The organism is Parapedobacter soli (genome assembly GCF_025460835.1).
Lineage (GTDB): Bacteria > Bacteroidota > Bacteroidia > Sphingobacteriales > Sphingobacteriaceae > Parapedobacter > Parapedobacter soli.
Map to the genome: position 1 here is coordinate 1 of NZ_JAMXAY010000049.1, position 24,567 is coordinate 24,567.

Here is a 24,567-nt window from a genome sequence, read left to right on the forward strand (position 1 = left end):
AAATACCGTGAAAAGGTGCTAAAACTTTAAAAGCGAAATCCCTGTCTTTATTCCTTGTTTTTTCATTTTTATGTTATCATTCATCCCTCAAACTATCCACCGGATTGGCCACCGCTGCCCTTATCGCCTGCCAGCCTACGGTAAGCAGGGCGATGACCACGGCAGCCAATCCTGCCACCGCGAACATCCACCACTGGATATCGATGCGGTAGGCGAAATCTTCCAACCACCGGTTCATCGCCCACCACGCAATGGGGGTGGCAATCAACACGGCTACCAGCACCAGCTTCACGAAATCTTTGGAAAGCAAGCCAATGATGCTGGATACCGTAGCGCCTAGAACCTTACGGATGCCGATTTCTTTCGACCGTTGGAATGCCATCAGTGTGGCCAGGCCGAAAAGCCCGAGGCAGCTGATAAAGATGGTGATGCCGGTGGCGGCGCGCACCAGTGTTTGGGTATTACGGTCGCCTTCGTAATACTCCTCGATGAATTTATCATAAAACCGGTATTCAAATGGAACGCCGGCATACACGTTATTCCATTCTTTTTCAATGGCACCGATAGCTCCTTGCCATTGGCTGGGCTCTTTGGGTAGTTTGATGTTGAACGTATGCAGGCGGTTTTTGGCAGAAGTAATGACCGACGGTGGAATTGCTGCCCGCAGCCCCATCTGATGGAAGTCGTCCACTACCCCTACGATGGGATAGGTGTTGCCGTTGGCGGGGAGTACCAGCAACTTACCGATGGCTTCCTCCGGCGAAGAAAAACCATAGGCGTCCACCGCCTTTTTGTTGATGACCAATTCGTTTATCGTGTCTGAAGTACGGAAATTACGGCCGGCAAGTAGTTCCATTCCGTAGAGACCGATGTAATCCGTGTCGGCCATTTTCATATGCAACGCTTGTTGGATTTCAACGGTATCCCGGAAATAGCTATACACGTTGCTCACCATGCGATTATCCATCGGGCGGTCACCTAGCGCCACATCGGCAAGCGTGGGCAGTCGCTTCAGCTCATTGAGCAGCACAAACTCCTTGTCCTTATTCTCGGGGCGGTTGTAGACTTTATAGGGCACATCTACCGTGATAATGGCTTCTTTATCGAACCCCAGGTCTTTATTCAGCGTGTATCGGATTTGCTGCCCCATGATGACAGCGGAAACGATGAATACCTGGGCCACCAGAAACTGGGCGACAATCAGGCCTTTGCGGAGCGACAGCCGATTTCGTCCGACGACATTTTCGGTTTGGCCTTTCAGCACGTTGACCGTGCTGATGCGTGTGGATAAGAAAGCCGGATAAAGTCCGGAAAGCAAGGAGATCGCGGCAACAAGGAGCAGTGTAAACAGCAGCGTGCTGCTATAATCTAGATAATCGAACATACCCTCCGGCAGGAATGCCGAAAATAACCGGCTGGCAAGGAACGTGAGAAAAAACGACAGGGCCAGCGCAAGTAGCGTTACCATAAATGTTTCACCGATAAAATGCCGGATCAGTGTGCCTGCGGTGCTGCCCAGGGTTTTGCGGATGCCGATTTCGCGGGCCCGTTGGGGCAGGAGAGCCGTGCTGAGGTTGATGTAATTGATGCAGGCCAGTACTAGGAGGAAGGCCCCTACTGCCATCAGCCCGTACAATACGTTCTTATTTGCGGTGCGTGTCTGCGCACCGTAGTTAGTAGCAAAATGCCTTTCAGACAAGGGTAGCGGTTCATACCAGCGTTCAAGATGGTATTTGGCAAACTGCTCGGCATTGAATTTCCGACAAAACACATTCACCTGATCGACAATACCCTGCGGATTGGTGTGGGGCAGCGCCTTCACAAACACGAGGTCGTTAGAGCTCATTCCGCCCCAATGCCCGTCGTTCAGGTCGGCTTCGCTTATGCGCATAAATTCGGTGTTGTTCCCATTAAAGCTATTGGGATAATCAAGGGCAGCTACAACACCCGATACCTGTTTATGCAGGGTGTCATCGTAAATGAGGGTTTTCCCCAATACCTGGTCCGGCGCCAAGCCGGGGAAATATTCCTGTGCTTTCTTTTCCGTAAGCACGACCTGATCGGGGGCGTTGAGCGCGGTCCCCTTATCGCCTGCCAGCCATCGGTAAGTGATGAGATCAAAATAGTCGGGCAGGGTGGTCACCTGTTCGGTACTTCGGTCAAATACCATGGGCGTTTGCCCTTGCGCTGCCGGTACGGATACCGTATTATAGTACTTGTAAAACATAGGGACAACCAATTCCGTGCCCGATACATCCTGGCGCAAGACATTGACTACCGGTTTTTCGATGCCAGCGAAGCCACCTTCCCGTCCGTCTTTATCACGACTTTTATTAACCAGCTGAAAAATCTGATCGGCCGCGGGAAGTTGTTTGTCGAAACTGTACTCGTAATCCACCATGCGGAAGATAATCCAGCAGGCGCTGATGCCAATGGCGAGTCCAAGGACGTTTAGCGCCGTGAAAAGGCGGTTGCGCCACAGGTGGCGGAGTGTGGTTCTGAACGTATTGTTAATCATTTCACTAGATTTTAGACAACAGACATTAGACTGGCCTGTCTTTATTCCTTGTTCTTCTTTTATCTTTAATCCAACAAATCATTCATCCCTCAAACTCTCCACCGGATTAGCCACCGCCGCCCGTATGGCCTGCCAGCTTACGGTAAGCAGCGCGATAACCACCGCAGCTACTCCGGCCGCCGCGAACATCCACCACTGGATATCGATGCGGTAGGCGAAATCTTCCAACCACCGGTTCATCGCCCACCACGCAATGGGTGAGGCGATGACGATGGCCAAACACACTAACTTTACAAAATCTTTGGAGAGCAACGCAACAATGCCCGAAACCGTTGCCCCCAGCACCTTGCGGATACCGATTTNTGAGGCGATGACGATGGCCAAACACACTAACTTTACAAAATCTTTGGAGAGCAACGCAACAATGCCCGAAACCGTTGCCCCCAGCACCTTGCGGATACCGATTTCTTTGGTGCGTTGGAACGCCGTGAGCGTGGCCAGGCCGAATAAGCCGAGGCAGCTCACCAAGATGGTCACGCCGGTGGCCAATCCGATAAGTTTAGCCATCCGGTATTCGGACTCGTACAGGCGCTTTATCCGTTCATCGTTAAACCGGTATTCGAAAGGCGCGTGGGGATAGATGGCCTTCCATTCTTTTTCCATTGTCGCAAAAGTTTTTTTCCATTGTGTACGGTCGGCCGGTAGCTTGATATTGAAGGTTTGCAGGTTGTTTCGTTTGTTGGAGGCCCCCAATGCGAGTGGTTCGATTTCCACGTGGAGATCTTTCTGGTGGAAATCGGCGATGACTCCGACAATGGGGTATTGCACGTTGCCCATCATGGAAACCGTCTGGCCGATGGCGGCCTGCGGTGTTGTAAAGCCAAATGCCTTACGGGCCGCATCATTGATGATGATATCGCGGAGGGTGTCGGTCTGCTGGATGTTGGTGCCTGCCAGTAGTTTTAGCTGGTAGAGGCCGAGGTAGTCCGCATCGATGTATTTGCGGGGCATATTGAGCTGTACCCGGCCGGTGTCGGCGTTATAGTAGAAGCCCGTACCCCAGTGGTTGTTATTCAGTGGCTCATGGCCCAACGCGATGGCTACGATTTCGGGGTGCTGCGCCAGTGCGCGTTTGTAGATAAAGGGGTCGATGTCTCCGCCCTGGTCCGACCGGTAGGGCATCTGGATATTGACCACCGCATCATGGGTAAACCCCAGGTCCTTATCCAAGGTGTAGTTGAGCTGCTGCCCGATGATGAGGGCGCTGACGATGAACACCTGTGCGATAACGAATTGGAAGACAATGAGGGTTTTCCGGAGGTTGAGCCGCGCTCCCCCGATCATTTTCTCGCCCTGCCCTTTCAGCACCTGTACCGTGCGCACTTTGGTGATGAGCAAGGCTGGATAGATGCCTGCAGCTAGGGTGATGACGGCGAGCAGCGATGCAAGGAAGGCTATCAATCCCATGGGGTTAGCAAAGGCCTGCATACCTTCCGGGATAAATTCGGGGAACATGGCCATAAACAAGCCGGTCAAAGGAATGGCCAGCAGCAAGGCTACTACGGTAATGGCCAGAGTCTCCACGAGGAAGCTGCCGATCAGCGCTCCGGGCGTGCCACCGAGCGTCTTGCGCACACCGATTTCCTTGGCGCGCTGGGGAACCTGCGCCGTACTTAAGTTGATGTAATTGATACAGGCCAGGATGAGCAGGAAAAACCCGATGCCCATGAGACCGTACAATACGTTCATGCTGGCCGACCGTGAGCTGGTGGCGTATTCGCCCGAAAAGTGTTTTTGGGTGAGCGGAATAGCATCAAACCAGGCCTCGAAGCCGTATTCCCGCTGCGATTCTCCGGCAAACTCCAGTCGTGTTTTTGTGGCAAAATCCACAATGGGCTGGATGGATGAACCCGGGGTCACTTTTACGAAAACGATATGCGCGGAGTTGGACCCCAGCCAATTGTCGGACGACCATTGTTCCGCCGGTACGGCTATGAATTCCTTTTCTTCAAAACTGCTGGGGTAGTCGAGGTCGGCAACTACGCCCGTTACGTTCCGTGCCACCGTATCGTACATGAGCGTCTTGCCGAGAATGTTTTCCGGTTTCATGCCGGGAAAGTATTCCGCGGCACGCGATTCGGTAAGCACTACCTTGTCTGGAGCGTTGAGGGCGTCTCGTTTCGAGCCGGCAAGCCAACGGTGAGGCACCATATCGAAATAAGCCGGCAGGGTAGCCACCATTTGCGGGTCTTCCACTTTTCTCTCCGGCCGGTCGCCCGTAGGTGGTATCGTGAGTGTTTCGATGTATTCGTCGTATATCGGCACCACCAGCTCCACACCGGAAATCCCCTCCGAAAGTAACGGCGCCAGCGGCAACGGCACGCCACCGAAGCCACTTTCTTGCCCATCTGCTTTGAACCGGCCCACGATCTGGTAGATATGTTCGGCATCGGGGTGCGACTTGTCAAAGCTCAATTCGTAATCCACAATACGGTACACCACCCAGCACGCGCTGATACCGATGGCGAGGCCAAGTACATTTAGCGCCGTGAAGAGGCGGTTGCGCCACAGGTGGCGGAAGGTGGTTTTTATGGTGTTTTGCATACTATCTTTTCGGGTGCGGGCCTGATGGCCCGGGAGCCTTTATTTATTCCGTAAAGGAAACACAGATTTGACGCCAAAAAATCAATACATTGATAATGAGCGTAATGAAAATACAGTGGAGTGTCCGAGTGTTCGATATCGAACACTTGCTGTTCACTTACGGACAATCGATTTGAGCCATGACTATCCTGAAATACCTACACATTTCGCTATGTGTATAAAATTGAATATATTTACACATTAATTAGTAATGACATGCGTACAAATATCGAATTAGATGACCAATTGGTCAAACAGGCCCTGCAAATCAGTAAACTGCGAACCAAAAAAGATGTAGTGCATGAAGCGTTGAAACAATACGTTGCCTCGTTGAAGCGTAAGAAGCTATTATCGTTGCGGGGAACGGACACATGGGAGGGTGATTTGGAACAGATGCGTAGTGTATGAGAGAACCGCTGATCTTTGATACTTCGGTGTGGATTAATTTCCTTAATAAGAAAAATACGCCTGAGGCGGAACTATTGGAGACGTACATTCTTGAAGACGCGGAAGTGCTCATTACCCCTACTATTCTGCAAGAAATTTTGCAAGGCGTACTTGACGATAATAAATATAGCCAAATCAAAGAAACACTTTCCTATTTCCAACTATTGGAGATTCCTGCTTATCAAGCGGCCGTGGGAGCGGCGGAGTTGTTCCGGTCGTTGCGAAAACATGGTGTCACCGTTCGTAAAAGCAATGATTGTTTAATCGCATATTTCGCTATATGGTTTGCAGTGCCGCTCGTGCACAGCGATCCGGATTTTGATTTGATGGTAGGACACAGTGGATTATCCGTGTGGTCTGTTCCTCGTTAATGGAATCCATTCATGGCGGACAAAATCTGGGAATAGCTCATCAGCAAATATAACGGCATAACCAAGCAGTCCATCGAAACGGATTTGAACAGCTACGTTACGCAGGAAACCGTCAGCGGTGTATTCAAGATGGTTGCCGAGAAAGAAAGTGCCATCCGGGACAATTCGGTGTTCCGTACTACCTCCCTTTTGAAGAAGGTGTTTGGCGCTATTGATTAGCCTCTGGAAGGTCGGATACGGGACCGTGAACAGATACGATTGCCGGGATAGGGCATCTTTCATTGGGTATAAATACCTATAAATAGGTATTGCAGGTGTGGCTTGTGAGCAGCTATCTTGCGGGAAATTTGTCTATCTAAAAAAATGATCATGAATTACGTAATGATGAAGATCCGCCGGCGCCATTTTATGTCGGTTCTGGTAATGCTAACAATTGGTTTTACCGTGATGTCGTGTAGTAAAGATAAGGATCCAGTCCCGGAAGATGACGCGGCTTTGGAGACTGAAATCGGTAACATTACCGGCTTCGGAGAGGTCTCCGGTACGCCGCAAGGCACCCCATTCCGGCTTCCGGATGGCGTTATTGTGGATGGAACAATAACTGGGGACGACTGTGCTGATGCAGTAAAGCATATTGGTAGTGGGTATTTTGTAACCCTATGCGTTGCTCTTCGGAACGAAAAAGACCAAGCGATAACGATTACGCTTCCAGGCGGACTGATTTTGGTGTCTGAAACTACCGAATATCAGCATGGGGTGGTGCTGGGAACAACTACTATTGTCCTTCCGCCGGAGACGACCATACGTTTTGCGCTACATACTTACTGTGGAAATGCTAGCAGGGATGCTGCCGACTCAGAGGCCGTTTATACATTCGGGCCGTTAACGAATAGCAAACTCTTGGAGCGGTTGGTGAATGACCTTAGCCGTAAAAAGATTGAGATTTCGGACTATTGGGTCGATGGTACGACTACCCAAGCCTATGATGAACTCGAAGATACAATTCAAACGTTGCTTTGGCTGGTCACCGATACGGAGGAAAGTATGGATTGGGAGACATTTGAAAACATCTATAATCAGCTGATGAACGAATTGCCCAATAAATAACGGGGTAAGGATCATCCAGCGGCAAATAAATCATTCAACGCTTCGGTCATGCTGGGGTGTGTAAAGATCATATTGGCCAATGTATCGTAAGTGAGACCCGCATGGATAGCCAGCTGCACGGTGTTGATCATTTCATGTGCTTCAGCACAGCATAATGTACAGCCCAGGATGCGTCCGGTTTTTACGTCTACCACCGCTTTAAGCAAGCCGCGCCGCTCGTTTAAGATGGCGGCTTTCGGGATGGCACTCGCCGGAATTTTAAGAATCTTCACGTCGTATCCCTGATCCCGTGCTTCCTTTTCGCGCAGGCCGGCCTGGGCTAGGGGCGGAGTGACGAACACACAGGTCGGATAGGGTTTCCGGTCGTTCAACGAGGTGTATTGGTCGTTGCCGGCAAGCTGGTTGCGGATGATTCGGAAATCATCGAGCGAAATGTAGGTAAACTGCGGACCGCCGTTGCAATCGCCGATTGCCCAGATGTGCGGCACGTTGGCTTTCAGTTGGCGGTCGACCTGTATGTATCCCCGTTGGTCTGTTTGGATGCCTGCAGCGTCGAGATTCAAGCCTTCGGTATTGGGTTTCCGGCCCGTGGCCAGGAGCACGGCATTGGCCTCCACGGATTTTCGTTGCCCGACGTGTGTAAAATGAACCTTTACTAGCTCGTTGTTCACATCTTCCACCTTTTCGATGTTGACATCATTTAGGATGCGAATCGTTTTATCGGTGAGGATTTTGAAAAGTTCGCCGGCGACGTCCTCGTCTTCGTCCGGAAGGAATCGTGTGCGCCTGTCCAGCACGGTCACCTCCGTGCCGAACTTGGCAAACATATCGGCAAACTCCAGTCCGATGAAGCCACCGCCGATGATGACCAGCTTTTCGGGCTTGCCCGCCTGGGCGATCAGCTCCGCACTGGTGAATACCTTTTCGGAGTCCATCCCTTCGATTGGCGGAATGGCCGGCTGTGAGCCGGTATTGATAAAGATACGTTCCGCTTCGAACCGGGTTTCCCCGCCCGCTGCCAGTTGGATGGCTACCTCGTGTGGGGATCTGAATGCCGCTTTTCCCGTTATGATTTCCACGTTTTCCAGCTTGGCCAGTTTTTCGAAGTTCTTTTGCCGCAGTGTGGCGGTCAATAGGTCTTTGATTTCATGGGCACGCGGATAGTTGGTGCCCTTCTCTGCCTCCACGATGAGTGATTTGGTGGGTATGCAGGCGATATTGATGCAGGCCCCCCCGTACATATTGGCCGATTGCTCGACAAGCGCCACGGATTCGCCCCGTTTGGCGAGGAACGCGGCGAGGGTTTTTCCGCCCTTGCCGAAACCGATGATCAGGTTCTTGACGTGCTGTTTTGTTTCCATATTGCTTACCCGTTAAGATAGTGGTCAGTTTATATACCCGTGAGCTGTCAAATAGTTTTAACCGCTTAGAAATGTTTTGAAAGCTCGTCGGCAATTACCCGGTACCCTTTGTCCGAAGGATGCAGTCCATCGTACGTCATGTCGATGGCCGCTTGGGGGTAGGGATAGTCGTCGGCCTCGGGGTTGAAGGGGATTTCTGTATACGCCGGATACCGGTATTTGCGGTACTCATCTGCCCCTGGCGCTTTCAGCCACTTGAACTTCACCAGTTTATTGAGCTTCAACTTGGGGTGGTGGTACAGGTCGACCACTTCGAACCCGGCTTCCTGACCGATCGCTCGGATGGTGTTGGCGAATTGTTCCAGTAACTGGCCGTTCCTATTTGGCTTGTACGAGCCCCAGGCGTTGTTCTTATAGTCGTTGATATACACAAAATCGCCCCGCTGCATGGGTGTGATGAGGATGATGGGCGCATCGGGGTTCAGCTGCTTGAGCTTGTCGGTGATGATGCGGAAGGCACCGCTGGTGGTACCGGTACCCGTGTTGTTCCGGTAGTCGGCCATAGACCCGAGGGGCAGCCCCGCCCACCAGTCGTTCGTGCCGAGGAACACCGTATAATAATCGGCCTTTACCAGTCCGAGGTTCTCAATTTGCTCGGCAATCTTTACCGCCGTCCATCCGTTGTGCCCTTGGTTGATGTAGCGGAGGTGGGGGTGTCTTTCTGTGACGAGTGTCATGTACCCTTTGGTGATGCGGTGATCCGTCTCGTCGGGATGTTCGTTCAGGTAGGTGATGGAATCGCCGAGGGCGAGCCAGGTTTGCTGGGGTTGGCCGAAGGAGCAGCAAAACAAAGCGGCAACTAAAAATAAAAGTAGATGTTTCATGGAATTATTCATTTTCTTTCAGCATCAAATGCCCGTAAAGCGCAGTTAACAAATCACACGGTTCCATATCGATAGCTTTCGCGATGAGGTAGAGCTCATCCGCCCGCAGTTTGGCTGTCGGTGTCAACGTCAGTTCATTCATCCGCGCTTTGCTTAGTCCGGTACGCCGGGCAACCATCGATTTGTTGACCGACCGCTTCGCCAGTATTTCGCCTAATGGTGTCATATTCCTAGTCGTTTGTTCAGGTAAATATCCTATTTGTATAGAAAATGTTAACAATTATTTGTTTTATTGAAACAATGTCTTTACGTTTGTATTGAAAATCTATACAAACAATAACTTATTATGAAAGAAATCATCAACCAACAACTCGTGGAGCGGCTGACCCAACGCATGGATTTGCACCGTATTTTCCTGTTTTCTTACCCCTATCTGGAAGAAGAGCGGCCACATCTACTATTGATCGTGAACCCGGTAAAGGGGATTGCGCCGAAGACGATGGCCCCCATCGTATCATTATGCCTTTCGGATGGTGAGGAAATCCCGTTCGATCTGGTGCTTACGGGCGAGTGGCAGAACCAGCTAAAGCAGGGAAGCCTGTATTACACCTATGCCTCGTTGCCGCAGCACGAGCTGTATGCCGCTTCCAAGAAGGGAAACCCGCTGTTTTCGCATAAAACCATCACCGGCTTGCTGGAACTCGCGGAGCTCAACTATGAAAAATGCCGTAAGGGGTCGGATGAATTCCGCGGAGGTGCGGAGAACTTTGTTGCCAAAGGCGATTATGGGCAAGCGACGTTTATGCTACACCAATTCTTGGAACTGCGGTTAAAAGGGTTCCAGGCCACCGCCGGTATGAATGGGGGGAAATCACATAATGTCGAGCACCTGATGAAGGGTTTGCGGGGGGTACTGCCGCAGTTGCAGGCTATTTTCCCATACGATAGCCCATCGGTTGATTTATTCCGCCTGCTGGATCAAAGTTATACGAAGGCGAAGAAGGGGGAGTCGATTGATATCGAAGTAGAGGAGTTTAACATTTTGGTGGATAAATGCGAACAAGCGAAGGCCGCGATGGATGAGATGGTGGCGTCTATGGTGTCGCGGGTCAATACGTATCGGGAGCAATTGCCGAAGGAGGTGGAAAAGCCAGCCGAACCGGTCTTGGCAAAGCCCGCAAAAGAGCAGGTGGCGGCTCCGGCAACGCAATTGGTGTGCGACGATTTCAGTGGCTTTCCGTGGCCGGAGCAATACAAGCGGGATGTCAATAAGCTGTTGGAGAAAATCCGTCAAAGCCATAACCCCGAACAGATTGTGATGCTTAACTATCATACGGGTGGTTTTTCGGGCAATTACCTGTTTCGGCCGGAAGAGCGGGAGGACAGTGAAGGAGGATCGAAAGTGGAACTTTACCTCGTGGTGTTGATGAACAACAAAGGGCCATTCCATTTCCGCTCGATGCAGGTGGGGGAGGCTAGTGCGATGGTGGTATACCTCAATACGAAAACCGTACAGAAGAACTTGGCGGAAGGCAACCGTTTTTTCCATACGCTGTGGACGAAAGGGCGGGTATTGCGTAGGAAATCAACTTTCGAACCATCTTTTGACCTTGCAGATATTGACTGGAAAGCCGAGCATGAGCGGGTCGAGAAAACCTGGCGGAACGCCAAGGCTTGTATGGGCAATTTGAATGAGCTTATCCAAAACGCTCCCGAACTGAAGCTCGACACTTGCTTTTTATTACTGCGAAACCTGCTGGAACTGGGGGTCAACACCTATTTGCGGTGTGCGGTGGGGTTTGTGCCTTATGGGGTGGATTTATCGGAGTTGATTGATTGGAGTGGGGTAACAGGCCGGAAACTGCTGGATTTTATATATCCCACCAGTGACATGGAAACAGCTCGTATGCGTTTGATCTTAACCCCACATGCGGTGTGGTGGCAAAACATCGAGATCGGTCTATCGAGTGCCTCGCAACCGTTTTATAAAGATCGGGCGAAAGAAATCGTGCAATTTTTTGAAGGAATTTGCGAGGAGGTGGTAAAGGAGTTGGAGGGGAAGGTGGCGCAGCATATCGGAGAGGAGATAAAGGCGTGAGTGTATTGTTTGGCGACAATGAGGTGAGCGTGTTTTCCACGGAATGCTCGCTCACGTATTCCAGCTTCATCTACTGCATGATGCTGAACCGACTGAGTCGCGGGTATTCTGCACAGGAACTGTCTTTTCTGCTTGGTCAGGATGATGATTTCGTGGCAAACCTAGAGCGGTTTAAACGGTTCGATATGGGGGTAGAGTTGTACCAGCAGTTACGCAAGGTTTTCCATCATGCATCTTTTATTCAACCCCAACATCACGGAGAAAACGAACTGCGACATGAAATGCATATTTGGAAGGCAGGTGAGACGGTTTTCTATCGGATGGAGTGTTACAAGAGCCAATTTGAAAGCATAACCTTGTTTCAACTCAGCGAAGAGGATCCGGAAATTGGTAAATACAGGTATAAGAATTCTGTAATGATTTATCAACAACAGTCATTAAATGCATTGTATACAATGTTGACGAGAGGTCTTTTCGACAAACCAATTGAAGCACAGGAACTCTATAGGCTACTCGACCGTATGTCAGAAAATATAATAGACCCGATTTACTTCAAAACGGAACTTCATAAGCTAGTTGGGCGTAAAGGAAAAGCTCCTTTGAAGCGGACAAAACGACGGAGTTATAGTTATCGTTACGTACTGCATCCGGGGGTAGACTTGGAAGAGGCAACAGATTTCGTTTGCCAAAAATTCGATGAACTATCATGAAAGTTGAAACAGAATTTATCGATGTGCCAAGAGACTGCAAAATTTCCTGCGAACTGGTGGGGATGGCAGTTCCTGATTTTTTACAATTGATGGTCGATCATTTCAGCTATGCTCATATGCACATGCACAACATCTCGGAGTTCGATATGGCAACAAAAGCGTTTTTGGGGGCGAATCGGCTACTCGGTGAAAAGGAAATTGAACCTGCAAAGCACCTATCAACCGGTCAAAAGGAACGCTTCCTGAAACTGTTCCGGCAGGTGCTCAAAACGTCCACTAACCGTAATTACAGCTTTCCTACACGAAGGAATAAGGTAAAGGTGCTTGCTGGTGAACTCCTACAGATATATGAAAAGGGGCTCGACGTTAAAGGGGTGATTTATTATGACGAGGAAACGAGGATCAACTTAAGTGAAGAATTTTTATGTATGTCCCTCTTCTTCCAACGTACGCCAACGGAATTACTGAACGCCGTGATGCTGCGGATATCCTATGCTGAGTTTTATGCGCGATACCATTTAAAACAAGAAGAACATAACCCCGCCATGGCCTTTTTTCTTCGAGTGATGGACGGATACGGGAATATACAGAATCAGGAATACCTAAGCTCCCAGTCCTTTAAGGAGTACTTTCTGTGGGACATACAAGAGTTTCGAACACGTTACCTCTTTTATCGTAACCTCGATGACCGCATTGACGCGTACCGCGAAAGGCTCGAAGAAATTTATCAACAAATTCAAAAACCCTACTTTGACCATGACTAATTTAGAAAACATAAACATCACACACGAATTCCAACAGGTGTGTGACATCTTTAAATTAAGTCCGGAACAAATCGTTCAGGATTTCATAGACCATGTATCGATAGCCGAATACATGTGTGATCCGTTTTCTCCCACACGCTGGGCGAATACGTTCGTGCTCGAATACGTCATTGCGCAGGTGGAGTCGGAAGAGATCCTGATAAAGTACGGAGAGTACGGCGAACGAATCATCCAGGCCGTTCTGGCCAATCCGAAAGACGCAGAAGAAACTGCGAAGAAGATGGTGGATGAATGGCACAAAGCTGTTCTGGAAGACCGGATTAAGGAGGTGATGGAAGACAAGGACAAATCAAACAATAAACAACGTTAAAATCGAAACATTATGCCCTTCGCCAATCATACCCCCTACGACTACTTCCCACGCCGGTTACACCTGCGGGAGATCGGTAACCCTTACCTTGCCATCCGCCAGTTTTTTGATTGGGAGAACCTGCCGGAATGGCGCAACCAACTTGATAAATGGCTGCAAGCTTCGCTGAAGTCCGGCTTTCAATTGAGCCGTGAAGAGTTGGTGGAACTCTTTGTTCGATATGAATTCATTGATTATCTGGTGGAAGCCCTATCGCTTATCCGGCGATTGATGGACAGTACCTACATGCCAGACCAAGAACTTTATCGCCAAATGAGAAATGATATTGATAAACTTCTTCCCGACGAAATCAACACGGCTCGTGGTTATTTCAACAATAACTACAAGCCGAAGCTGTTCGAACGCGAAGAATATTACCCGTTCCATTTGGATGCCGACGAAAAGGAATATCCGCATGGCGTCATCCGTGATTTCTTCGACTATCAAAATCTACCCCAATACCGTGATGCTTTATACTGGTGGTATATCGTCGCCATTGATTTCACCAACGCAGACGACAGTAGGGGCAGCAACTATGTTTACAATCTGCATAAGCACCTCTTAAAGGTAATCGAGGCAGCACATTTGATTCATATCCGGTCGGCAAATGAAATGAAAGTCGGAATTTAAATCATCTCCGATATTTTTTGCCAGGCCTACGACTGGTATGGAATATCGAAGCAATAAAAATCTCTTTCTTCTCAGGATAAATTTTATAGACAATTAGAAATGGAAAAATACTCACAAGGGCCTCTCGATAGTTTTTTTTCTTCGTTGGGTAATGAAGCGGGCTATTTACTATCGATTGGATTTTACTTTCTACAGCTTGTTCAAAACGTTCACCCAAACCGGGAGAACGCTCCTCATACCAAAGAAATGAAGTCAAGTATTCTTTTTCGGCTTCAGGATGTAAAACTACGGTATAAGGCATTAGGTTTTTAATATGCGGGCTTTCGCTTTTACTTCTTCCCAAGTGGAGGTATTGATTTTCCCACTTTCATATTCAGCAAGCCTACGGTCGAGTTCGGATATAAAGGCCGGGTCATCCCAAGGGCTGCCTTTTGTAATTATATCATCTTCAACCATGGCATAAATGGCTTTTACCTTTTTGTCATCCGCAAAACGGATATAGTCATATAACTTTTCACGTATGGTCGTATTACGCATAATAAACAGTCTACTCAACATCACGAAGATACAAATTCCTCATGAAAGATGATAAATAGTTTATAACTCAATAGCATTAATTCACTTAATACCAGAATGATGAATCCATATTTGCACATGAACAGCGGTGGTATCGCCAAGCATAACGACTTCTCCACCCACGACGATTCCCAAACCACCAACCACATCTACCTTCATCCCGGCCCCAATCAAGGTGAATTTGACAACTGGATGCGGAAGATAGGTTCGCTATTGCAGGTGGTGGCTGAACACACGGCACTCAAACCGGTGTTGGAATTGATAACCGCTGTCTTCGAACCACAGCGGCTGTTCTTAATCAACCACCCAGCACTACCCGAGTTGGATGTTGAGGCTTATACCGAAATTCTGGTGGTGATGGATGGTTCGCAAATCACCTCAAAGAAAATCACGAAAGGTATGCTGGACATGGCATGCTTTCCGCAAAAGAACGTGGTGATGCACTTCGAAACCGCCAACAGAATCGAACGGGGGATTGAAGACGGTCACCCGCGTTACTGCACGGTTTGCACCGAAGAACACCTCGTGTTTTCAGGTAGCCCCTATCGGCTTGCGAAACCCACTGAAGAGACGCTGGAGAAGTTGAAAGATGAACTGCCGGAACTGCGGGATCGGCTATTCACGCAATCGGAGGTATTCCTATCGGAAGCAAAGCGGATGCTTGAAAGCCAATCGTCCAATTTAGCAGCATTGATGTTGCATCACTGCGTGGAGCACCTGTATAAGAACATCTTATTCGGATACAACCACAAATTCTATACAACACATCGTATAGCCAAGCTCCAGTCAAAAGTCGAGAAATGCATGCTACAAGTATGTGCTCAACTGAATAGGCACACCATTGATGCGCTTGATACGACACTCAGTGTAATAACCACACCTTATTGCAATGTAGAGGAAATCTGGAATGCGGAGCGCGTATTTGATGAGGTAGGTAACACATTGAAGATTGCGAAAGCTTTGTTTGAGAAGCGAGCGACGTTACTATCTGGAGGTTCTGGTAACCCTTACCAAAGTGGAGACAGCGAAGAGCCCGCAGCACAAAAAAAAGAGTGGAACAACTAAAGACGGAATTGGCAGAAATTTCGGGCAATAGCGGCGGCTATAAATTTGACCGTGATGATGCCAATGATTATTGCAAATAACAAGGGTTGTAATATTTGTGCGTATTTGTTATTTTTGGTGTAGATGTATAACAAATCAAAAATATTGAAAATGCTCAAGGCTAAAAAGGCGGAGTTGGAAAGGAAGTATTCTCTTTCCGAACTTGGTCTGTTTGGTTCGTATGCGCGAGGTGAGGAAAATGATCAAAGCGACATTGATGTTTTGGTTGATTTCGACACTCGTATCGATGGTTTTCAATATATCCGGTTGGCACACGAACTGGAAGATTTATTCAATCACAAGGTAGACGTTGTTTCGCGAAAAGGGATTAGGCCAGTTTATCTACCTAATGTAGAAAAGGATTTGGTCCATGTCTGAACGGGAAATTTCGCTGCTGTTACTTGATATTGAACAGGCTATCACGGCTATTCTAGAATACACAGAGGGCTATTCATTTAACGATTTTGAGGAGGATGCTAAAACAAGACATGCGGTCGAACGCAATTTCGAGATTATTGGCGAAGCCGCATCAAGGTTATCTGCAAAATACAAAGCGCTAACCCCGCACATCCCGGCGAATTGATACGGGAAACGATAGAAGGAATACGCGAAGAAAGTAGATACAGGACACATCCGAGTGTTTTGGAAAAGTGCTGTCGCGGCTTTGTAAGGTTAAATTAACGTGCGGCCCACTCGCCCGGAGTAATGCCTTCCAACCGCTTGAACCTACGAATGAAGTAATTGACGTTATTGAAGCCGGCCTGATAACAGGCAGCGGTAACCGTCATTTGGGGGTCCGCAAGTAACTGTTTTACCCGCTTTATGCGCTCGCGGACAATGAATTCTACGGGCGTTTCGCCAAAGTGAGATTTGAATGACCGGAAAAACAGTGTTTTGCTCATGCCCGCCACGCGTGCCAGTGCATCTACGGAGATTTTTGCCGCCAGATTGCTTCGGATATATTCCAGTACCGGAGCAAAGTGCAACTCAGTGCCAGGATCGTTGCGCTGCACAAGCGCCAGGTGCTGGGTTTGGATGATGCGGAGCAACAGGGATTTTAGCGCGAGGTCTGCCAGCGCGTCTTTTGCAGGGTCGTCTTCCATGCTGATACTGATCAGCCGATTGATGCTGGAGGCGAGTTCTTTATTGTTTTGGAAATGGTAGCGGCAGAAATTAAGCTGCCAGCCATCCGGCAAGGCCGGATTGGGGTAATGCGTGTTGAGAAAATCCAGGTTTTTGTTTACCATATCCCAGTCGAGCGCAAGCGTGGCGCATTGTACCGGATGTTGCATATCCGCTTCGGGAAAATCGACCTTCATGGATACACCTTCCGGCAGGATAACACTTTGCCCGGGAACGAAATCAAACCGGTCGGAACCGGAGATAGACATGGTTTTTTTACCCCGAATCATGCTAGACACTACTAATCCATTATAAGATAGTGCCACATCCTTGGTTTGGTGATACGTCTCGAAAATATTCAGTTGGCAATCGTTCAGGTTGAATGACCTGCGGTGCTCCACAAGACTGTCCAATTTGGTGACATCACTCAAATTTATCGGCAAAAGATGATGTGCGCGCTCCATATGCTCCATCCCATTGGCTAAAATAAGGATGTTTTATGACACCACCAACCTAAGAGGGCATAACGGGAGGATAGTTCCAATAATAAAAACGATAGTTCCGTTCGCTCCAAGGGGATTACCGTAACCTTGTACCTTAAACGTAAAAAATGAACATTACACTCAAACAGGCTGAGGCGGCCGTAGCTGCAGCCAAGGCAAAAGCAGAAGAACTGAACACGCTGATGAACATCGCGGTGGTAGATAGTGGCACCAACCTGGTGGCTTTCGTCCACATGGACAATGCATGGCTGGGCTCCATCGACATCTCACAGAAGAAAGCACGTACTGCGCGCTATTTCAACATGCCCACCGGGGAGATTGGCAATCTGTCTCAACCGGGTGGGTCGCTTTACAATATCGAGCATTCCAACGGGGGCTTGATTACTTTCCCGGGAGGCGTGCCCCTGAAAAATGCGGTCGGAGAAATTATCGGTGCCATTGGCGTATCTGGTGATACCGTTGAAAACGACCACGCGGTGGCACAGGCTGGTGCAGACGCGATTGCCTAACCGGGTTGCGACGCCGTCCGCTTGACGGTTCGGCGTATTTTTACGGCCAAGGCCAGGTAACTTAATAGGCCGAAGATGGCCGTCAAAATGGCTAGCAACACCAGTGGGCGGCCGATGTCCGTGAATGAACCTTCCTGCGCGAGCAGGACCCGGTATCCTTGCAGGAAGTGAGTAAGGGGAATGACATCTGCCAGGGCGGCGATCCAACGGGGCATCTGACTAAGCGGCCAGGTGAATCCGCTTAGCACGAAGCTGGGCGTGGCAACGACCATCAGCACCTCGGTAGCTTTTAACTGATTCGGAATGAGTATGCTGACAAGTATGCCCATAAAGGCAGCAGAAGCAACGAATAAAGCGGACAGTAAGAGGGCCGGGGCAACTTGAGGTGGGGCTAATGGAACGCGGAAGTAATGTTGTAAACCCAAAAAGAACAGGCCAATTGGAATCATCATCAGCCAGTAGGGCATGCACTTGATAAGGATGGTTTTTAGTGGCGATTGGGTTGCTTTAAGCAGTTCCGTTTGGAAGGTGCCGCGCTCATATTCCTGAGCGAAACTCAATGCCAAGGCTAACAATAACACTTGTTGGACAATCGTAGCAAGCATGCCTGGCCAAAGGAAGCTCATGTAATTGGATGAGCGGTTATAGAGCCTGACGTAGTTGGTGCTAAACGATTCGTATTTTGAGGAAACGGCATAGTCGGGTGTGCCGCGCTTTCGGAGGGCTTCCATTTCAAGACCGGCATTTAACGAACCGAGCACGAGCTGAATGGAACGCGAAGCATAGTTGGCCGTAAGGATGTTGGCCAGATTAATGTTTACATCGATTTCTGGCGATCGGTTTTGGAGTATGTCGGCCTCAAACCGATCGGGAATAACCACGACAGCCTGTCCGTCTAAGGCAATAAGTTGCTGTTTGAGGTTTTTTCTGTCGGGTTTGACCGCGGTCACATGAAGCACTTCATTGTCTTCAAGCATATCGATTAACCGGTTGCTCAGTGGCGTATTGTCACTGTCTACAACGATGATATTGAGGTCCGTGACTTTCCCTTTTTCGTATACGAACCCGAAAAGGATGCCGTAGAGCACAGGGGCGCCTATGAAGAGTAACCGTAAAACCGAGTTTCCCCAAAACAAACGGAATTCCCGTTTCAAAAGCTGATAGAACGTTCGCATGTCTAATTGATGAAGGTAACGGTGGCATTATTGAGCAGGGTATCGGCCTGTGCTAACTCCGTAGGACGGGCTTTGACTTCATAAACAGCTTCTTCAAGCTCGTAATCCGGATACGCGGTGGTCACATTGGCATACTTGGGTAGCTGTTTGATAGTGGCTACGGTGGCATCAACGGATTGGTTAAGATAGGGAATACGTACACTGATTTGCTGGCCTTGCTGGAACCGGGCAACCTGGCTTTCGGCTAAGGTGAAACGGAACCAGGTGGTTTGCGGCAGGTAGCCGTTGAAAATGCTGTAGCCGGGAGTAGCCAACTCGCCGATATGCAGGGAAATGGTTTCAATGCTCATGTCGGCCGGCGCGATGATATAACGTTCGCTGGATGCCACTTCGGCTTCTTTCAATGCGCCGCTTGCGCGCTCCTGTTGCCCGAGGGCCATCAGTTTGTTCTCGACGCGGACGCCCGATTTTGCTTCTGCGAGTTCGGCAACGACAGCGTCGTATTGTGCCCTTGCGCCCTGGAACTTCGCCATGGCTTCGTCATAGCTTTGCGGAGATATAAGCGAATCGGCAAACATGGCTTCGACACGAGTGAAAGATTTACGCGCAAACTCGTATTGCTCTTTCAAAGCGTCGTGCTTTGCTTGCAGTTGCTTTAGTTGGTTGGGCGTGGCACCGCGTTCTGCCATTTCGTATTGAGCAGATGCTGAGCGGACTGCGCCCTGAGCTTGTGCAATTTTGGCATCCACTTCGGGCAAGTCGAGGACAGCCAGTGTGTCTCCTTTCTTAACAACATCTCCCTCACTTACCCGTAGTTGAGCTACCCGGCCGGGCACCTTTGTGGTTACGGTAATGGCATCCCGTTTGATTTTGCCTTCAAGGCCTGTTTTTTGGGGGCGGTTGCATGCGGAAAATAGAAAAGCAGCAAATAGGATAGTAGTTAGTGTTTTAAAGATATCCATGATCATGATGTTTGAAGCCATTAATTTAATTGTTCAAGGTCTAACTTACCGGTGGCTATCAAAAGCTGATAGGCGGCCCGGCGCTGATTGAAAACGGTTTGGTAATAGTCGAGAGCGGCCTGTTGGTAGTCGGTCTCGGCTTCGACGCGTTCGGCAGGTTTTATCAGGCCGGTCCGATATTCCTTTTGAGCAATATCCAGGGCTTTCGCTGCGGTCTCCAGCCTTCGTTCGCCCGCAATTACCTGCTTATTGGAGAGGTTGTATTCGGTTTGTGCCTTGGCTAAATCCAATTGAACCAGTTCTTCGGCTTGTTTCCGGTTGTTCTCGGCTTTAAGCAATTCTATCTTAGCCTTATTGACAGCCCGCTTTCCCTGTAGCCCATCAAATAGGTTCCAGCGGAAGCCAACACCGACCATGTAGGTGGGGAACGACTGGAGGCGATTGATGCCGGGTTGGATAGGTTGCCCGCTTAATGGAAAGGTGTATGGCGTTTTTAACGATCCGTTGGTCAGGCCGTAATAGCCGATACGGGCCATGGCTTTGACCTGCGGTATCCAATGGGCGCGTGCTGCCTGCAGCTGATATTCATTGGCTGAAATGGCCGCATCCAGCGCGTTTAATTCGGGTCGGGTACGGATGCTCGCTGCATCGGTGGAAGGCACGGAGTATGGCTGTAAAGCGTGGTTGATCAACGCAAGTGAATCGGTGGAGACGTCGGTAAGGATGTGGAGCTGCTTTATAAGCAGACGGTGTTTTCCTTCATATTCCACTTGCCTGGCCTCAAGGGCCGCTGAAGCAACCGACACTTTGTTTAGCTCATAAGCAGTAATCAATCCGTAGGTAAATGCTTTTTCTGCTGTTTTCTGTTCGATTTCCAACCGCCTTCGGCTTTCCGCCAGCAGTTTCTGAACTTGCTGTAACAAGGCAATTTGATCGTATGCGGTACTTACTTTGCTGATGATTTCCTGCCGGCTTTTTTCAAGCATGAATTCCTGGGCTTTAATTTTTTCGTCTACCGCCTTGCCTAGTTTCGGTACCTGGGTGCCTGAAAACAAAACTGCGGATGCAGTGAGGTCCGAGGTCCATAGATTGCCGCGGCCTCGAAAAGTCTCCCTACCATCAAAAAGAGGGATGTTCAGCAAGGGGAGGCTGGTGGTGGGGAGGTCGACGAGCAGCTCACCATCCATATAGGCATATTTCCCGTTTGCCTCAAGATGGGGGATATACGTCTCCCGGATGCCCTTTCTAGTTTCCTGATCGGTTTTGATAGCCAACTCGGCATTCGCCAGTTCGTAGCTCTTACTGATTGCCCGGCTCGCTAACTCGGGAAGTGAGGGGGCTTGTTGTCCAAACCCGAACAGTGGTACGCCTATCAATAGCGTAAAAGTAAGTTTTGGAGATAGGTAATTAGCCATGTTGTTTGACTTATTGTTGTTTATGCAACCTTTAGGGGTGTCTATTTCAAGTTTATGTAGACCTGCCTCAAGGTTTCTTTTGCTGTTTGCGTGTGTGCAGCGTCTACGTTGTGTAACGCTTCTGCCAATGTTTTGTTCGCTTGATGCATGCATTTTTCTTTCAGGTGTCTGCCAGACTTGGTCAAATAGATTAGATTGGTCCGACGGTCGGAGTCGTCTGTCACGCGGATTACCAGTGTTCTTCGAACTAAATTATCTATCAGTCTGGTTATGGCAGTTTTATCGCGAAACGTGCGTTGTGCCAACTCTTGCTGGGTAAGTCCTTCTTCTTCCCAAAGCGCATACAGAATGCTCCATTGTTCACTGGTAATTTCGATGCCTGCTTCCCGAAGGTTTTTCTGTAGCCGCCGCGAAAGGGCGGTATAAGCTTTGCCAGTCAAAAAATCGTAAAACTCGGTGGCCTCTATAGGGTTTTTATCCATTTTCGTGTTCGACATTTATATAGTTGTATATGCAACCATCAAAATTTATGCCAAATTATGATTGGTGTTTGATTACAAACCGGGCGGGTTAGGGCCTGGTAATGCAGTGCGCCCTGTAACGTGTATATATCGGTTGCCCTGAAGATAATAGAAGTCTTCGACCAATAGGCGGGGGCGCCTTATGTATTCGACAAGGTTGTTTTTACAGGTCCGTCTTTTGCCTGTCCTTCGGTCAAAAGCTCCTTGAAAAAAATAATGCTTTTTGCGTGCTCTTTCTTGTTTCCCGGAACTTTCAAATGGATGAACCACAATATAGGTAGGGAAATAGGAACCCTCCCAGCCATTGCGGATCATGTCGGTAACGAAAATCTCCTCTTCACCGTAGCCCAGCTTGGTGCCTAGGCCGAACCGTTCGTCAAACCAAAGCTTTTCAGCGTTGACTTTATCAGCATTGACCATAATCTCAATCGAAGAAACCCAATGCTTCAACTTAGAGACTGCATAGGTTCTATCGGGGTATATTTTATACTCCGGCTGGCCATTTGGTGTCTTGATTTTGAACAAGGCGAAGTCGGGTTTTTCCGAAGTAATGACCTGAAGTAGCTTTTCGAGTCCGCCGGGCAGAAACTCAACATCATCATCGGCAATTAAGGCGTACCGAGTCTCGCAATGACGTAGGCCGATGTTCCGGCTGACAGCAATGCCGCGGGACAAAGACGTAACTACGGCGATGTCTGGTCGCTGCAAGAGAATGTTGGGTAGTGAAGTGCGGCGCCGGGCTTGATGGATAATCAGGTATCGGATTGACGGATGCTGTATCTGCACGGCCTTATTCAGCCGAGTGATGCGGTCTTCCAGTGTTGAAATGATGATAGTGAGCATAATCGTTAAATGAATAGGTGTTGAGGTTCTTCCGGCAGGGATTGGGCGCCGATTCCCACGGGCAGGCTCGTGTCGGCCGATGTCTTCCAGAAATCTGCCCATGGCAATACGGCTGCGTCGTAGAACTGCATATAGAGGAGGTATAGGTAAGAAATGGGCGAGTTCTTTCGCAAATAGTGGTAGTGCTTTTTCTTCAGGCGGATAAAACGGGCCAGTGTACGGTGCACTTCCCTGCCCTGGAATTCTGTCGCTACGGTATCCCAATACAATGACAATGAACTTGCGTTACGGTGGGTAATCCTGTTTTTGCTGTGCCTCCGCACCACGGATCCGGGCAACGTCAGGTTTTCAGTATACCCCCGTAATTTATAGGCAATGCGTAGCCAAAGCTCGGAGTCCTGATGTAAGGTGAGCGTCGGGTTGAACAACTGGGACAGCCGTTTAAGCGACTGGGCACGGATTAAAATACTGTTCGTATCAAAATAACCATGCCGTTCAGTAAGCAGGGCGGGGAATAGGTTGCACATGGTGTTATTGGCCGCCTCGCTCATCATCGTATACCGCCCACTATTGGTTAGGTAATCGTGCTCAAGCTGGGACGGACTGACAACGTAATCGATATCAGGGCGGCTCCGAAGGAGTTCGAGGGGGTAATCGAATCGATGGGGTAAGTAATAATCATCAGCATCCAAAAAAGCAACAAGTTCCTCCTTGGCCTTTTCCAACCCGAGATTCCTGCTTGCTCCGGCTCCAAGCTGCCGCCGGTCGGGGTGCATATGTAGCTCTACAAGGTTAGGGTGCTGACGGACAAGGTCTTGACAGATGGCCAGGCTGTTGTCTGGAGAACAGTCTTCGATTAAAATAACTTGACGGACTTCATTGATAGCAAGAGCGGAAAGGACTGCGGCCGCTACGAACTCTTCGGCATTGTAAACCGGAATGATAACACTAATACCCATATAAACAAATTAAAAAGTAAAATGCATGGCAAAGCATACCATAGGGCCTACCCCGTTTTTTTGACAAACGACGCCGGTACGCTACTACATAAAAAGATGCAGTTGTGTTTTTCTAGGGACCTGGAACCAGGTGGAATAATCCGTTAATCAGGATGCCTAGGGCTTGGCTGCACTCGCGAATAGTATACGAAAAGATTTGTTAAGGCTGTGTCATGTTTGAGACACCCTCATGGCGCTAAGGGTTAGTCAATCGCCTCGATTGACCGGATGGAAATGCCCGAAAAACAGTCATCCATGCAATTGTCTGGCACAAAACCGGCAGACGAAATCAGCCCGTTGTTTTTTGTCTCAAAAGAAACGCTTCCGTCGCCCCGCTTTTTCAACCATACCGTCCGGGCGGTTTCGTATACCTCATCTAGGGTAAGCAGCCAACTGGCCGGTGAAGATTCGTGGAGACCGAGCTCACTCCCGGATTCCGTCCATTGCAGCGATTCATAGAAAGGCTTTCCTTCCTGCTCCGGGAAACCCTCGGCGGGGAGGCCGAGTTCCTTTATTAAGTCACCCAGTGAAATCGACTCCCAGCCGTCAATCGGCATGTGGACATCATTGAATACGTTATATCGGAAATCACGCTTCACAACCTTCCCCTCCCGGACAGTAATGGTGGTGAGCCACGAAGACCCTGCCCAGGTGGCACCGGAAACCTCGTAGCGATAATTGTTGCCACTGGCATTCCTGAAATCAAGCCAGGTTTTGTAACTCCGTTCAAACCGGCTTTCATGTTCAATATCACTTTTTTCGCAGGCGTTAAAAACAGTGGTGGCCAATAAGGCGAGTAGGGTGTATACTTTATTCATGGTTGGAGTTTTACTGGTTAACGCGATGGACTGTGTTTTCGCTACAGCCCTTGCCAATCCTCGCTCAGCCATGGCTTTG

General features: G+C 49.1%; 28 protein-coding genes. 13 read left to right on the top strand and 15 right to left on the bottom strand.

The genetic code is table 11. The features are described from left to right. Positions 1 to 76: 76 nt before the first annotated feature. Together NGM62_RS17215 and NGM62_RS17220 are read right to left on the bottom strand one after the other, a co-directional pair. A complete protein-coding gene (locus NGM62_RS17215; RefSeq protein WP_262249522.1) occupies positions 77 to 2,518 on the bottom strand; it encodes an FtsX-like permease family protein in 2,442 nt (813 codons plus the stop codon). Between the two features lie 78 nt (positions 2,519 to 2,596). Beyond that, the gene (locus tag NGM62_RS17220) at positions 2,597 to 5,122 is read right to left on the bottom strand and encodes an ABC transporter permease (RefSeq protein WP_262249523.1); all 2,526 of its coding nucleotides are present in this window, start codon (positions 5,120 to 5,122) and stop codon (positions 2,597 to 2,599) included. Positions 5,123 to 5,377: 255 nt separating this feature from the next. Between NGM62_RS17220 and NGM62_RS17225 the strand changes: the two genes are divergently transcribed. The 4 genes from NGM62_RS17225 to NGM62_RS17240 all read left to right on the top strand — a co-directional run bounded on the left by NGM62_RS17225 (position 5,378) and on the right by NGM62_RS17240 (position 7,086). Continuing rightward, entirely contained in the window at positions 5,378 to 5,569 is a 192-nt protein-coding gene (locus NGM62_RS17225) for a type II toxin-antitoxin system VapB family antitoxin (RefSeq protein ID WP_262249524.1), read from the top strand. Then, positions 5,566 to 5,979: a type II toxin-antitoxin system VapC family toxin gene (vapC, locus tag NGM62_RS17230; RefSeq protein WP_262249525.1), complete on the top strand. Its 414-nt coding sequence runs from the start codon at positions 5,566 to 5,568 to the stop codon at positions 5,977 to 5,979. The genes NGM62_RS17225 and vapC overlap by 4 nt, the downstream gene beginning before the upstream one ends. 39 nt (positions 5,980 to 6,018) lie before the next feature. Beyond that, the gene (locus NGM62_RS17235; protein WP_315975878.1) at positions 6,019 to 6,198 is read left to right on the top strand and encodes a DUF4197 family protein; all 180 of its coding nucleotides are present in this window, start codon (positions 6,019 to 6,021) and stop codon (positions 6,196 to 6,198) included. Between the two features lie 150 nt (positions 6,199 to 6,348). Beyond that, on the top strand, positions 6,349 to 7,086 hold the full coding sequence (locus NGM62_RS17240; RefSeq protein WP_262249526.1) for a hypothetical protein: 738 nt from the start codon (positions 6,349 to 6,351) through the stop codon (positions 7,084 to 7,086). A gap of 11 nt (positions 7,087 to 7,097) precedes the next feature. Here the strand turns inward: NGM62_RS17240 and NGM62_RS17245 are convergent, their stop codons facing one another. From NGM62_RS17245 to NGM62_RS17255, 3 genes are all read right to left on the bottom strand, one after another. Continuing rightward, positions 7,098 to 8,447 carry an FAD-dependent oxidoreductase gene (locus tag NGM62_RS17245; protein WP_262249527.1) on the bottom strand — a complete coding sequence of 450 codons (1,350 nt, stop codon included), beginning with the start codon at positions 8,445 to 8,447 and terminating at the stop codon, positions 7,098 to 7,100. 65 nt (positions 8,448 to 8,512) lie between these two features. Further along, complete coding sequence (locus NGM62_RS17250) at positions 8,513 to 9,331, bottom strand: SGNH/GDSL hydrolase family protein (RefSeq protein ID WP_262249528.1); 819 nt, start codon at positions 9,329 to 9,331, stop codon at positions 8,513 to 8,515. Positions 9,332 to 9,335: 4 nt separating this feature from the next. Further along, the gene (locus tag NGM62_RS17255; RefSeq protein ID WP_262249529.1) at positions 9,336 to 9,557 is read right to left on the bottom strand and encodes a helix-turn-helix domain-containing protein; all 222 of its coding nucleotides are present in this window, start codon (positions 9,555 to 9,557) and stop codon (positions 9,336 to 9,338) included. A 120-nt stretch (positions 9,558 to 9,677) separates the two neighbouring features. Between NGM62_RS17255 and NGM62_RS17260 the strand changes: the two genes are divergently transcribed. The 5 genes from NGM62_RS17260 to NGM62_RS17280 are packed head-to-tail and all read left to right on the top strand — an operon-like array spanning position 9,678 to position 13,942. After that, positions 9,678 to 11,429 (top strand): HEPN domain-containing protein, encoded by a 1,752-nt coding sequence (locus tag NGM62_RS17260; RefSeq protein ID WP_262249530.1) that lies wholly within the window; start codon positions 9,678 to 9,680, stop codon positions 11,427 to 11,429. Next, on the top strand, positions 11,426 to 12,139 hold the full coding sequence (locus NGM62_RS17265; protein ID WP_262249531.1) for a hypothetical protein: 714 nt from the start codon (positions 11,426 to 11,428) through the stop codon (positions 12,137 to 12,139). Before NGM62_RS17260 ends, NGM62_RS17265 begins: the two co-directional genes overlap by 4 nt. Continuing rightward, positions 12,136 to 12,903, top strand: a complete 768-nt coding sequence (locus NGM62_RS17270) for a hypothetical protein (RefSeq protein ID WP_262249532.1) — start codon at positions 12,136 to 12,138, stop codon at positions 12,901 to 12,903. Before NGM62_RS17265 ends, NGM62_RS17270 begins: the two co-directional genes overlap by 4 nt. Further along, entirely contained in the window at positions 12,896 to 13,273 is a 378-nt protein-coding gene (locus NGM62_RS17275) for a hypothetical protein (protein ID WP_262249533.1), read from the top strand. The genes NGM62_RS17270 and NGM62_RS17275 overlap by 8 nt, the downstream gene beginning before the upstream one ends. Before the next feature lie 12 nt (positions 13,274 to 13,285). Further along, positions 13,286 to 13,942, top strand: a complete 657-nt coding sequence (locus NGM62_RS17280; protein ID WP_262249534.1) for a hypothetical protein — start codon at positions 13,286 to 13,288, stop codon at positions 13,940 to 13,942. A gap of 1 nt (position 13,943) precedes the next feature. Here the strand turns inward: NGM62_RS17280 and NGM62_RS17285 are convergent, their stop codons facing one another. Both NGM62_RS17285 and NGM62_RS17290 read right to left on the bottom strand, forming a co-directional pair. Further along, positions 13,944 to 14,243 (bottom strand): type II toxin-antitoxin system RelE/ParE family toxin, encoded by a 300-nt coding sequence (locus NGM62_RS17285; protein WP_262249535.1) that lies wholly within the window; start codon positions 14,241 to 14,243, stop codon positions 13,944 to 13,946. Further along, entirely contained in the window at positions 14,243 to 14,479 is a 237-nt protein-coding gene (locus NGM62_RS17290) for an addiction module protein (protein WP_262249536.1), read from the bottom strand. Before NGM62_RS17290 ends, NGM62_RS17285 begins: the two co-directional genes overlap by 1 nt. A 96-nt stretch (positions 14,480 to 14,575) precedes the next feature. Between NGM62_RS17290 and NGM62_RS17295 the strand changes: the two genes are divergently transcribed. The 3 genes from NGM62_RS17295 (at position 14,576) to NGM62_RS17305 (ending at position 16,205) form a co-directional block, all read left to right on the top strand. Next, a complete protein-coding gene (locus NGM62_RS17295; protein WP_262249537.1) occupies positions 14,576 to 15,583 on the top strand; it encodes a HEPN domain-containing protein in 1,008 nt (335 codons plus the stop codon). Positions 15,584 to 15,733: 150 nt separating this feature from the next. Continuing rightward, the gene (locus tag NGM62_RS17300; RefSeq protein WP_262249538.1) at positions 15,734 to 16,000 is read left to right on the top strand and encodes a nucleotidyltransferase family protein; all 267 of its coding nucleotides are present in this window, start codon (positions 15,734 to 15,736) and stop codon (positions 15,998 to 16,000) included. Then, entirely contained in the window at positions 15,993 to 16,205 is a 213-nt protein-coding gene (locus NGM62_RS17305) for a HepT-like ribonuclease domain-containing protein (protein ID WP_262249539.1), read from the top strand. Before NGM62_RS17300 ends, NGM62_RS17305 begins: the two co-directional genes overlap by 8 nt. A gap of 94 nt (positions 16,206 to 16,299) precedes the next feature. On the opposite strand, the gene NGM62_RS17310 is transcribed toward NGM62_RS17305, so the two are convergent. Further along, entirely contained in the window at positions 16,300 to 17,217 is a 918-nt protein-coding gene (locus tag NGM62_RS17310) for an AraC family transcriptional regulator (protein ID WP_262249540.1), read from the bottom strand. 137 nt (positions 17,218 to 17,354) lie between these two features. Here NGM62_RS17310 and NGM62_RS17315 point away from each other — a divergent pair, with 137 nt between their 5' ends. Continuing rightward, positions 17,355 to 17,756 (top strand): GlcG/HbpS family heme-binding protein, encoded by a 402-nt coding sequence (locus NGM62_RS17315; protein ID WP_262249541.1) that lies wholly within the window; start codon positions 17,355 to 17,357, stop codon positions 17,754 to 17,756. Here the strand turns inward: NGM62_RS17315 and NGM62_RS17320 are convergent. From NGM62_RS17320 to NGM62_RS17350, 7 genes are all read right to left on the bottom strand, one after another. After that, positions 17,753 to 18,931, bottom strand: coding sequence for an ABC transporter permease (locus NGM62_RS17320; protein WP_262249542.1), 1,179 nt, complete (start codon positions 18,929 to 18,931; stop codon positions 17,753 to 17,755). The two genes, NGM62_RS17315 and NGM62_RS17320, sit on opposite strands and share 4 nt — an antisense overlap. A 2-nt stretch (positions 18,932 to 18,933) precedes the next feature. Then, positions 18,934 to 19,914 (bottom strand): HlyD family secretion protein, encoded by a 981-nt coding sequence (locus tag NGM62_RS17325; RefSeq protein ID WP_262249543.1) that lies wholly within the window; start codon positions 19,912 to 19,914, stop codon positions 18,934 to 18,936. Then, the gene (locus tag NGM62_RS17330; protein WP_262249544.1) at positions 19,914 to 21,308 is read right to left on the bottom strand and encodes a TolC family protein; all 1,395 of its coding nucleotides are present in this window, start codon (positions 21,306 to 21,308) and stop codon (positions 19,914 to 19,916) included. The genes NGM62_RS17325 and NGM62_RS17330 overlap by 1 nt, the downstream gene beginning before the upstream one ends. Positions 21,309 to 21,349: 41 nt before the next feature. Next, complete coding sequence (locus NGM62_RS17335; protein WP_262249545.1) at positions 21,350 to 21,805, bottom strand: MarR family winged helix-turn-helix transcriptional regulator; 456 nt, start codon at positions 21,803 to 21,805, stop codon at positions 21,350 to 21,352. A gap of 57 nt (positions 21,806 to 21,862) precedes the next feature. Then, positions 21,863 to 22,672, bottom strand: coding sequence for a glycosyltransferase (locus NGM62_RS17340; protein ID WP_262249546.1), 810 nt, complete (start codon positions 22,670 to 22,672; stop codon positions 21,863 to 21,865). Between the two features lie 5 nt (positions 22,673 to 22,677). Continuing rightward, complete coding sequence (locus tag NGM62_RS17345; RefSeq protein WP_262249547.1) at positions 22,678 to 23,631, bottom strand: glycosyltransferase family 2 protein; 954 nt, start codon at positions 23,629 to 23,631, stop codon at positions 22,678 to 22,680. A gap of 242 nt (positions 23,632 to 23,873) precedes the next feature. Then, positions 23,874 to 24,488, bottom strand: a complete 615-nt coding sequence (locus NGM62_RS17350; RefSeq protein WP_262249548.1) for a hypothetical protein — start codon at positions 24,486 to 24,488, stop codon at positions 23,874 to 23,876. Positions 24,489 to 24,567: the final 79 nt, after the last annotated feature.

Bases quoted from the DNA above. Each gene is read 5' to 3' on its own strand.
- NGM62_RS17325 (WP_262249543.1), bottom strand. From the start codon at position 19,914: ATGGCTTCAAACATCATGATCATGGATATCTTTAAAACACTAACTACT.
- NGM62_RS17315 (WP_262249541.1), top strand. From the start codon at position 17,355: ATGAACATTACACTCAAACAGGCTGAGGCGGCCGTAGCTGCAGCCAAG.
- NGM62_RS17310 (WP_262249540.1), bottom strand. From the start codon at position 17,217: ATGGAGCATATGGAGCGCGCACATCATCTTTTGCCGATAAATTTGAGT.
- vapC (WP_262249525.1), top strand. From the start codon at position 5,566: ATGAGAGAACCGCTGATCTTTGATACTTCGGTGTGGATTAATTTCCTT.
- NGM62_RS17305 (WP_262249539.1), top strand. From the start codon at position 15,993: ATGTCTGAACGGGAAATTTCGCTGCTGTTACTTGATATTGAACAGGCT.
- NGM62_RS17255 (WP_262249529.1), bottom strand. From the start codon at position 9,557: ATGACACCATTAGGCGAAATACTGGCGAAGCGGTCGGTCAACAAATCG.
- NGM62_RS17245 (WP_262249527.1), bottom strand. From the start codon at position 8,447: ATGGAAACAAAACAGCACGTCAAGAACCTGATCATCGGTTTCGGCAAG.
- NGM62_RS17300 (WP_262249538.1), top strand. From the start codon at position 15,734: ATGCTCAAGGCTAAAAAGGCGGAGTTGGAAAGGAAGTATTCTCTTTCC.
- NGM62_RS17350 (WP_262249548.1), bottom strand. From the start codon at position 24,488: ATGAATAAAGTATACACCCTACTCGCCTTATTGGCCACCACTGTTTTT.
- NGM62_RS17225 (WP_262249524.1), top strand. From the start codon at position 5,378: ATGCGTACAAATATCGAATTAGATGACCAATTGGTCAAACAGGCCCTG.
- NGM62_RS17295 (WP_262249537.1), top strand. From the start codon at position 14,576: ATGATGAATCCATATTTGCACATGAACAGCGGTGGTATCGCCAAGCAT.
- NGM62_RS17240 (WP_262249526.1), top strand. From the start codon at position 6,349: ATGAATTACGTAATGATGAAGATCCGCCGGCGCCATTTTATGTCGGTT.
- NGM62_RS17280 (WP_262249534.1), top strand. From the start codon at position 13,286: ATGCCCTTCGCCAATCATACCCCCTACGACTACTTCCCACGCCGGTTA.
- NGM62_RS17215 (WP_262249522.1), bottom strand. From the start codon at position 2,518: ATGATTAACAATACGTTCAGAACCACACTCCGCCACCTGTGGCGCAAC.
- NGM62_RS17290 (WP_262249536.1), bottom strand. From the start codon at position 14,479: ATGCGTAATACGACCATACGTGAAAAGTTATATGACTATATCCGTTTT.
- NGM62_RS17335 (WP_262249545.1), bottom strand. From the start codon at position 21,805: ATGTCGAACACGAAAATGGATAAAAACCCTATAGAGGCCACCGAGTTT.
- NGM62_RS17320 (WP_262249542.1), bottom strand. From the start codon at position 18,931: ATGCGAACGTTCTATCAGCTTTTGAAACGGGAATTCCGTTTGTTTTGG.
- NGM62_RS17270 (WP_262249532.1), top strand. From the start codon at position 12,136: ATGAAAGTTGAAACAGAATTTATCGATGTGCCAAGAGACTGCAAAATT.
- NGM62_RS17285 (WP_262249535.1), bottom strand. From the start codon at position 14,243: ATGCCTTATACCGTAGTTTTACATCCTGAAGCCGAAAAAGAATACTTG.
- NGM62_RS17275 (WP_262249533.1), top strand. From the start codon at position 12,896: ATGACTAATTTAGAAAACATAAACATCACACACGAATTCCAACAGGTG.
- NGM62_RS17345 (WP_262249547.1), bottom strand. From the start codon at position 23,631: ATGGGTATTAGTGTTATCATTCCGGTTTACAATGCCGAAGAGTTCGTA.
- NGM62_RS17260 (WP_262249530.1), top strand. From the start codon at position 9,678: ATGAAAGAAATCATCAACCAACAACTCGTGGAGCGGCTGACCCAACGC.
- NGM62_RS17330 (WP_262249544.1), bottom strand. From the start codon at position 21,308: ATGGCTAATTACCTATCTCCAAAACTTACTTTTACGCTATTGATAGGC.
- NGM62_RS17340 (WP_262249546.1), bottom strand. From the start codon at position 22,672: ATGCTCACTATCATCATTTCAACACTGGAAGACCGCATCACTCGGCTG.
- NGM62_RS17250 (WP_262249528.1), bottom strand. From the start codon at position 9,331: ATGAAACATCTACTTTTATTTTTAGTTGCCGCTTTGTTTTGCTGCTCC.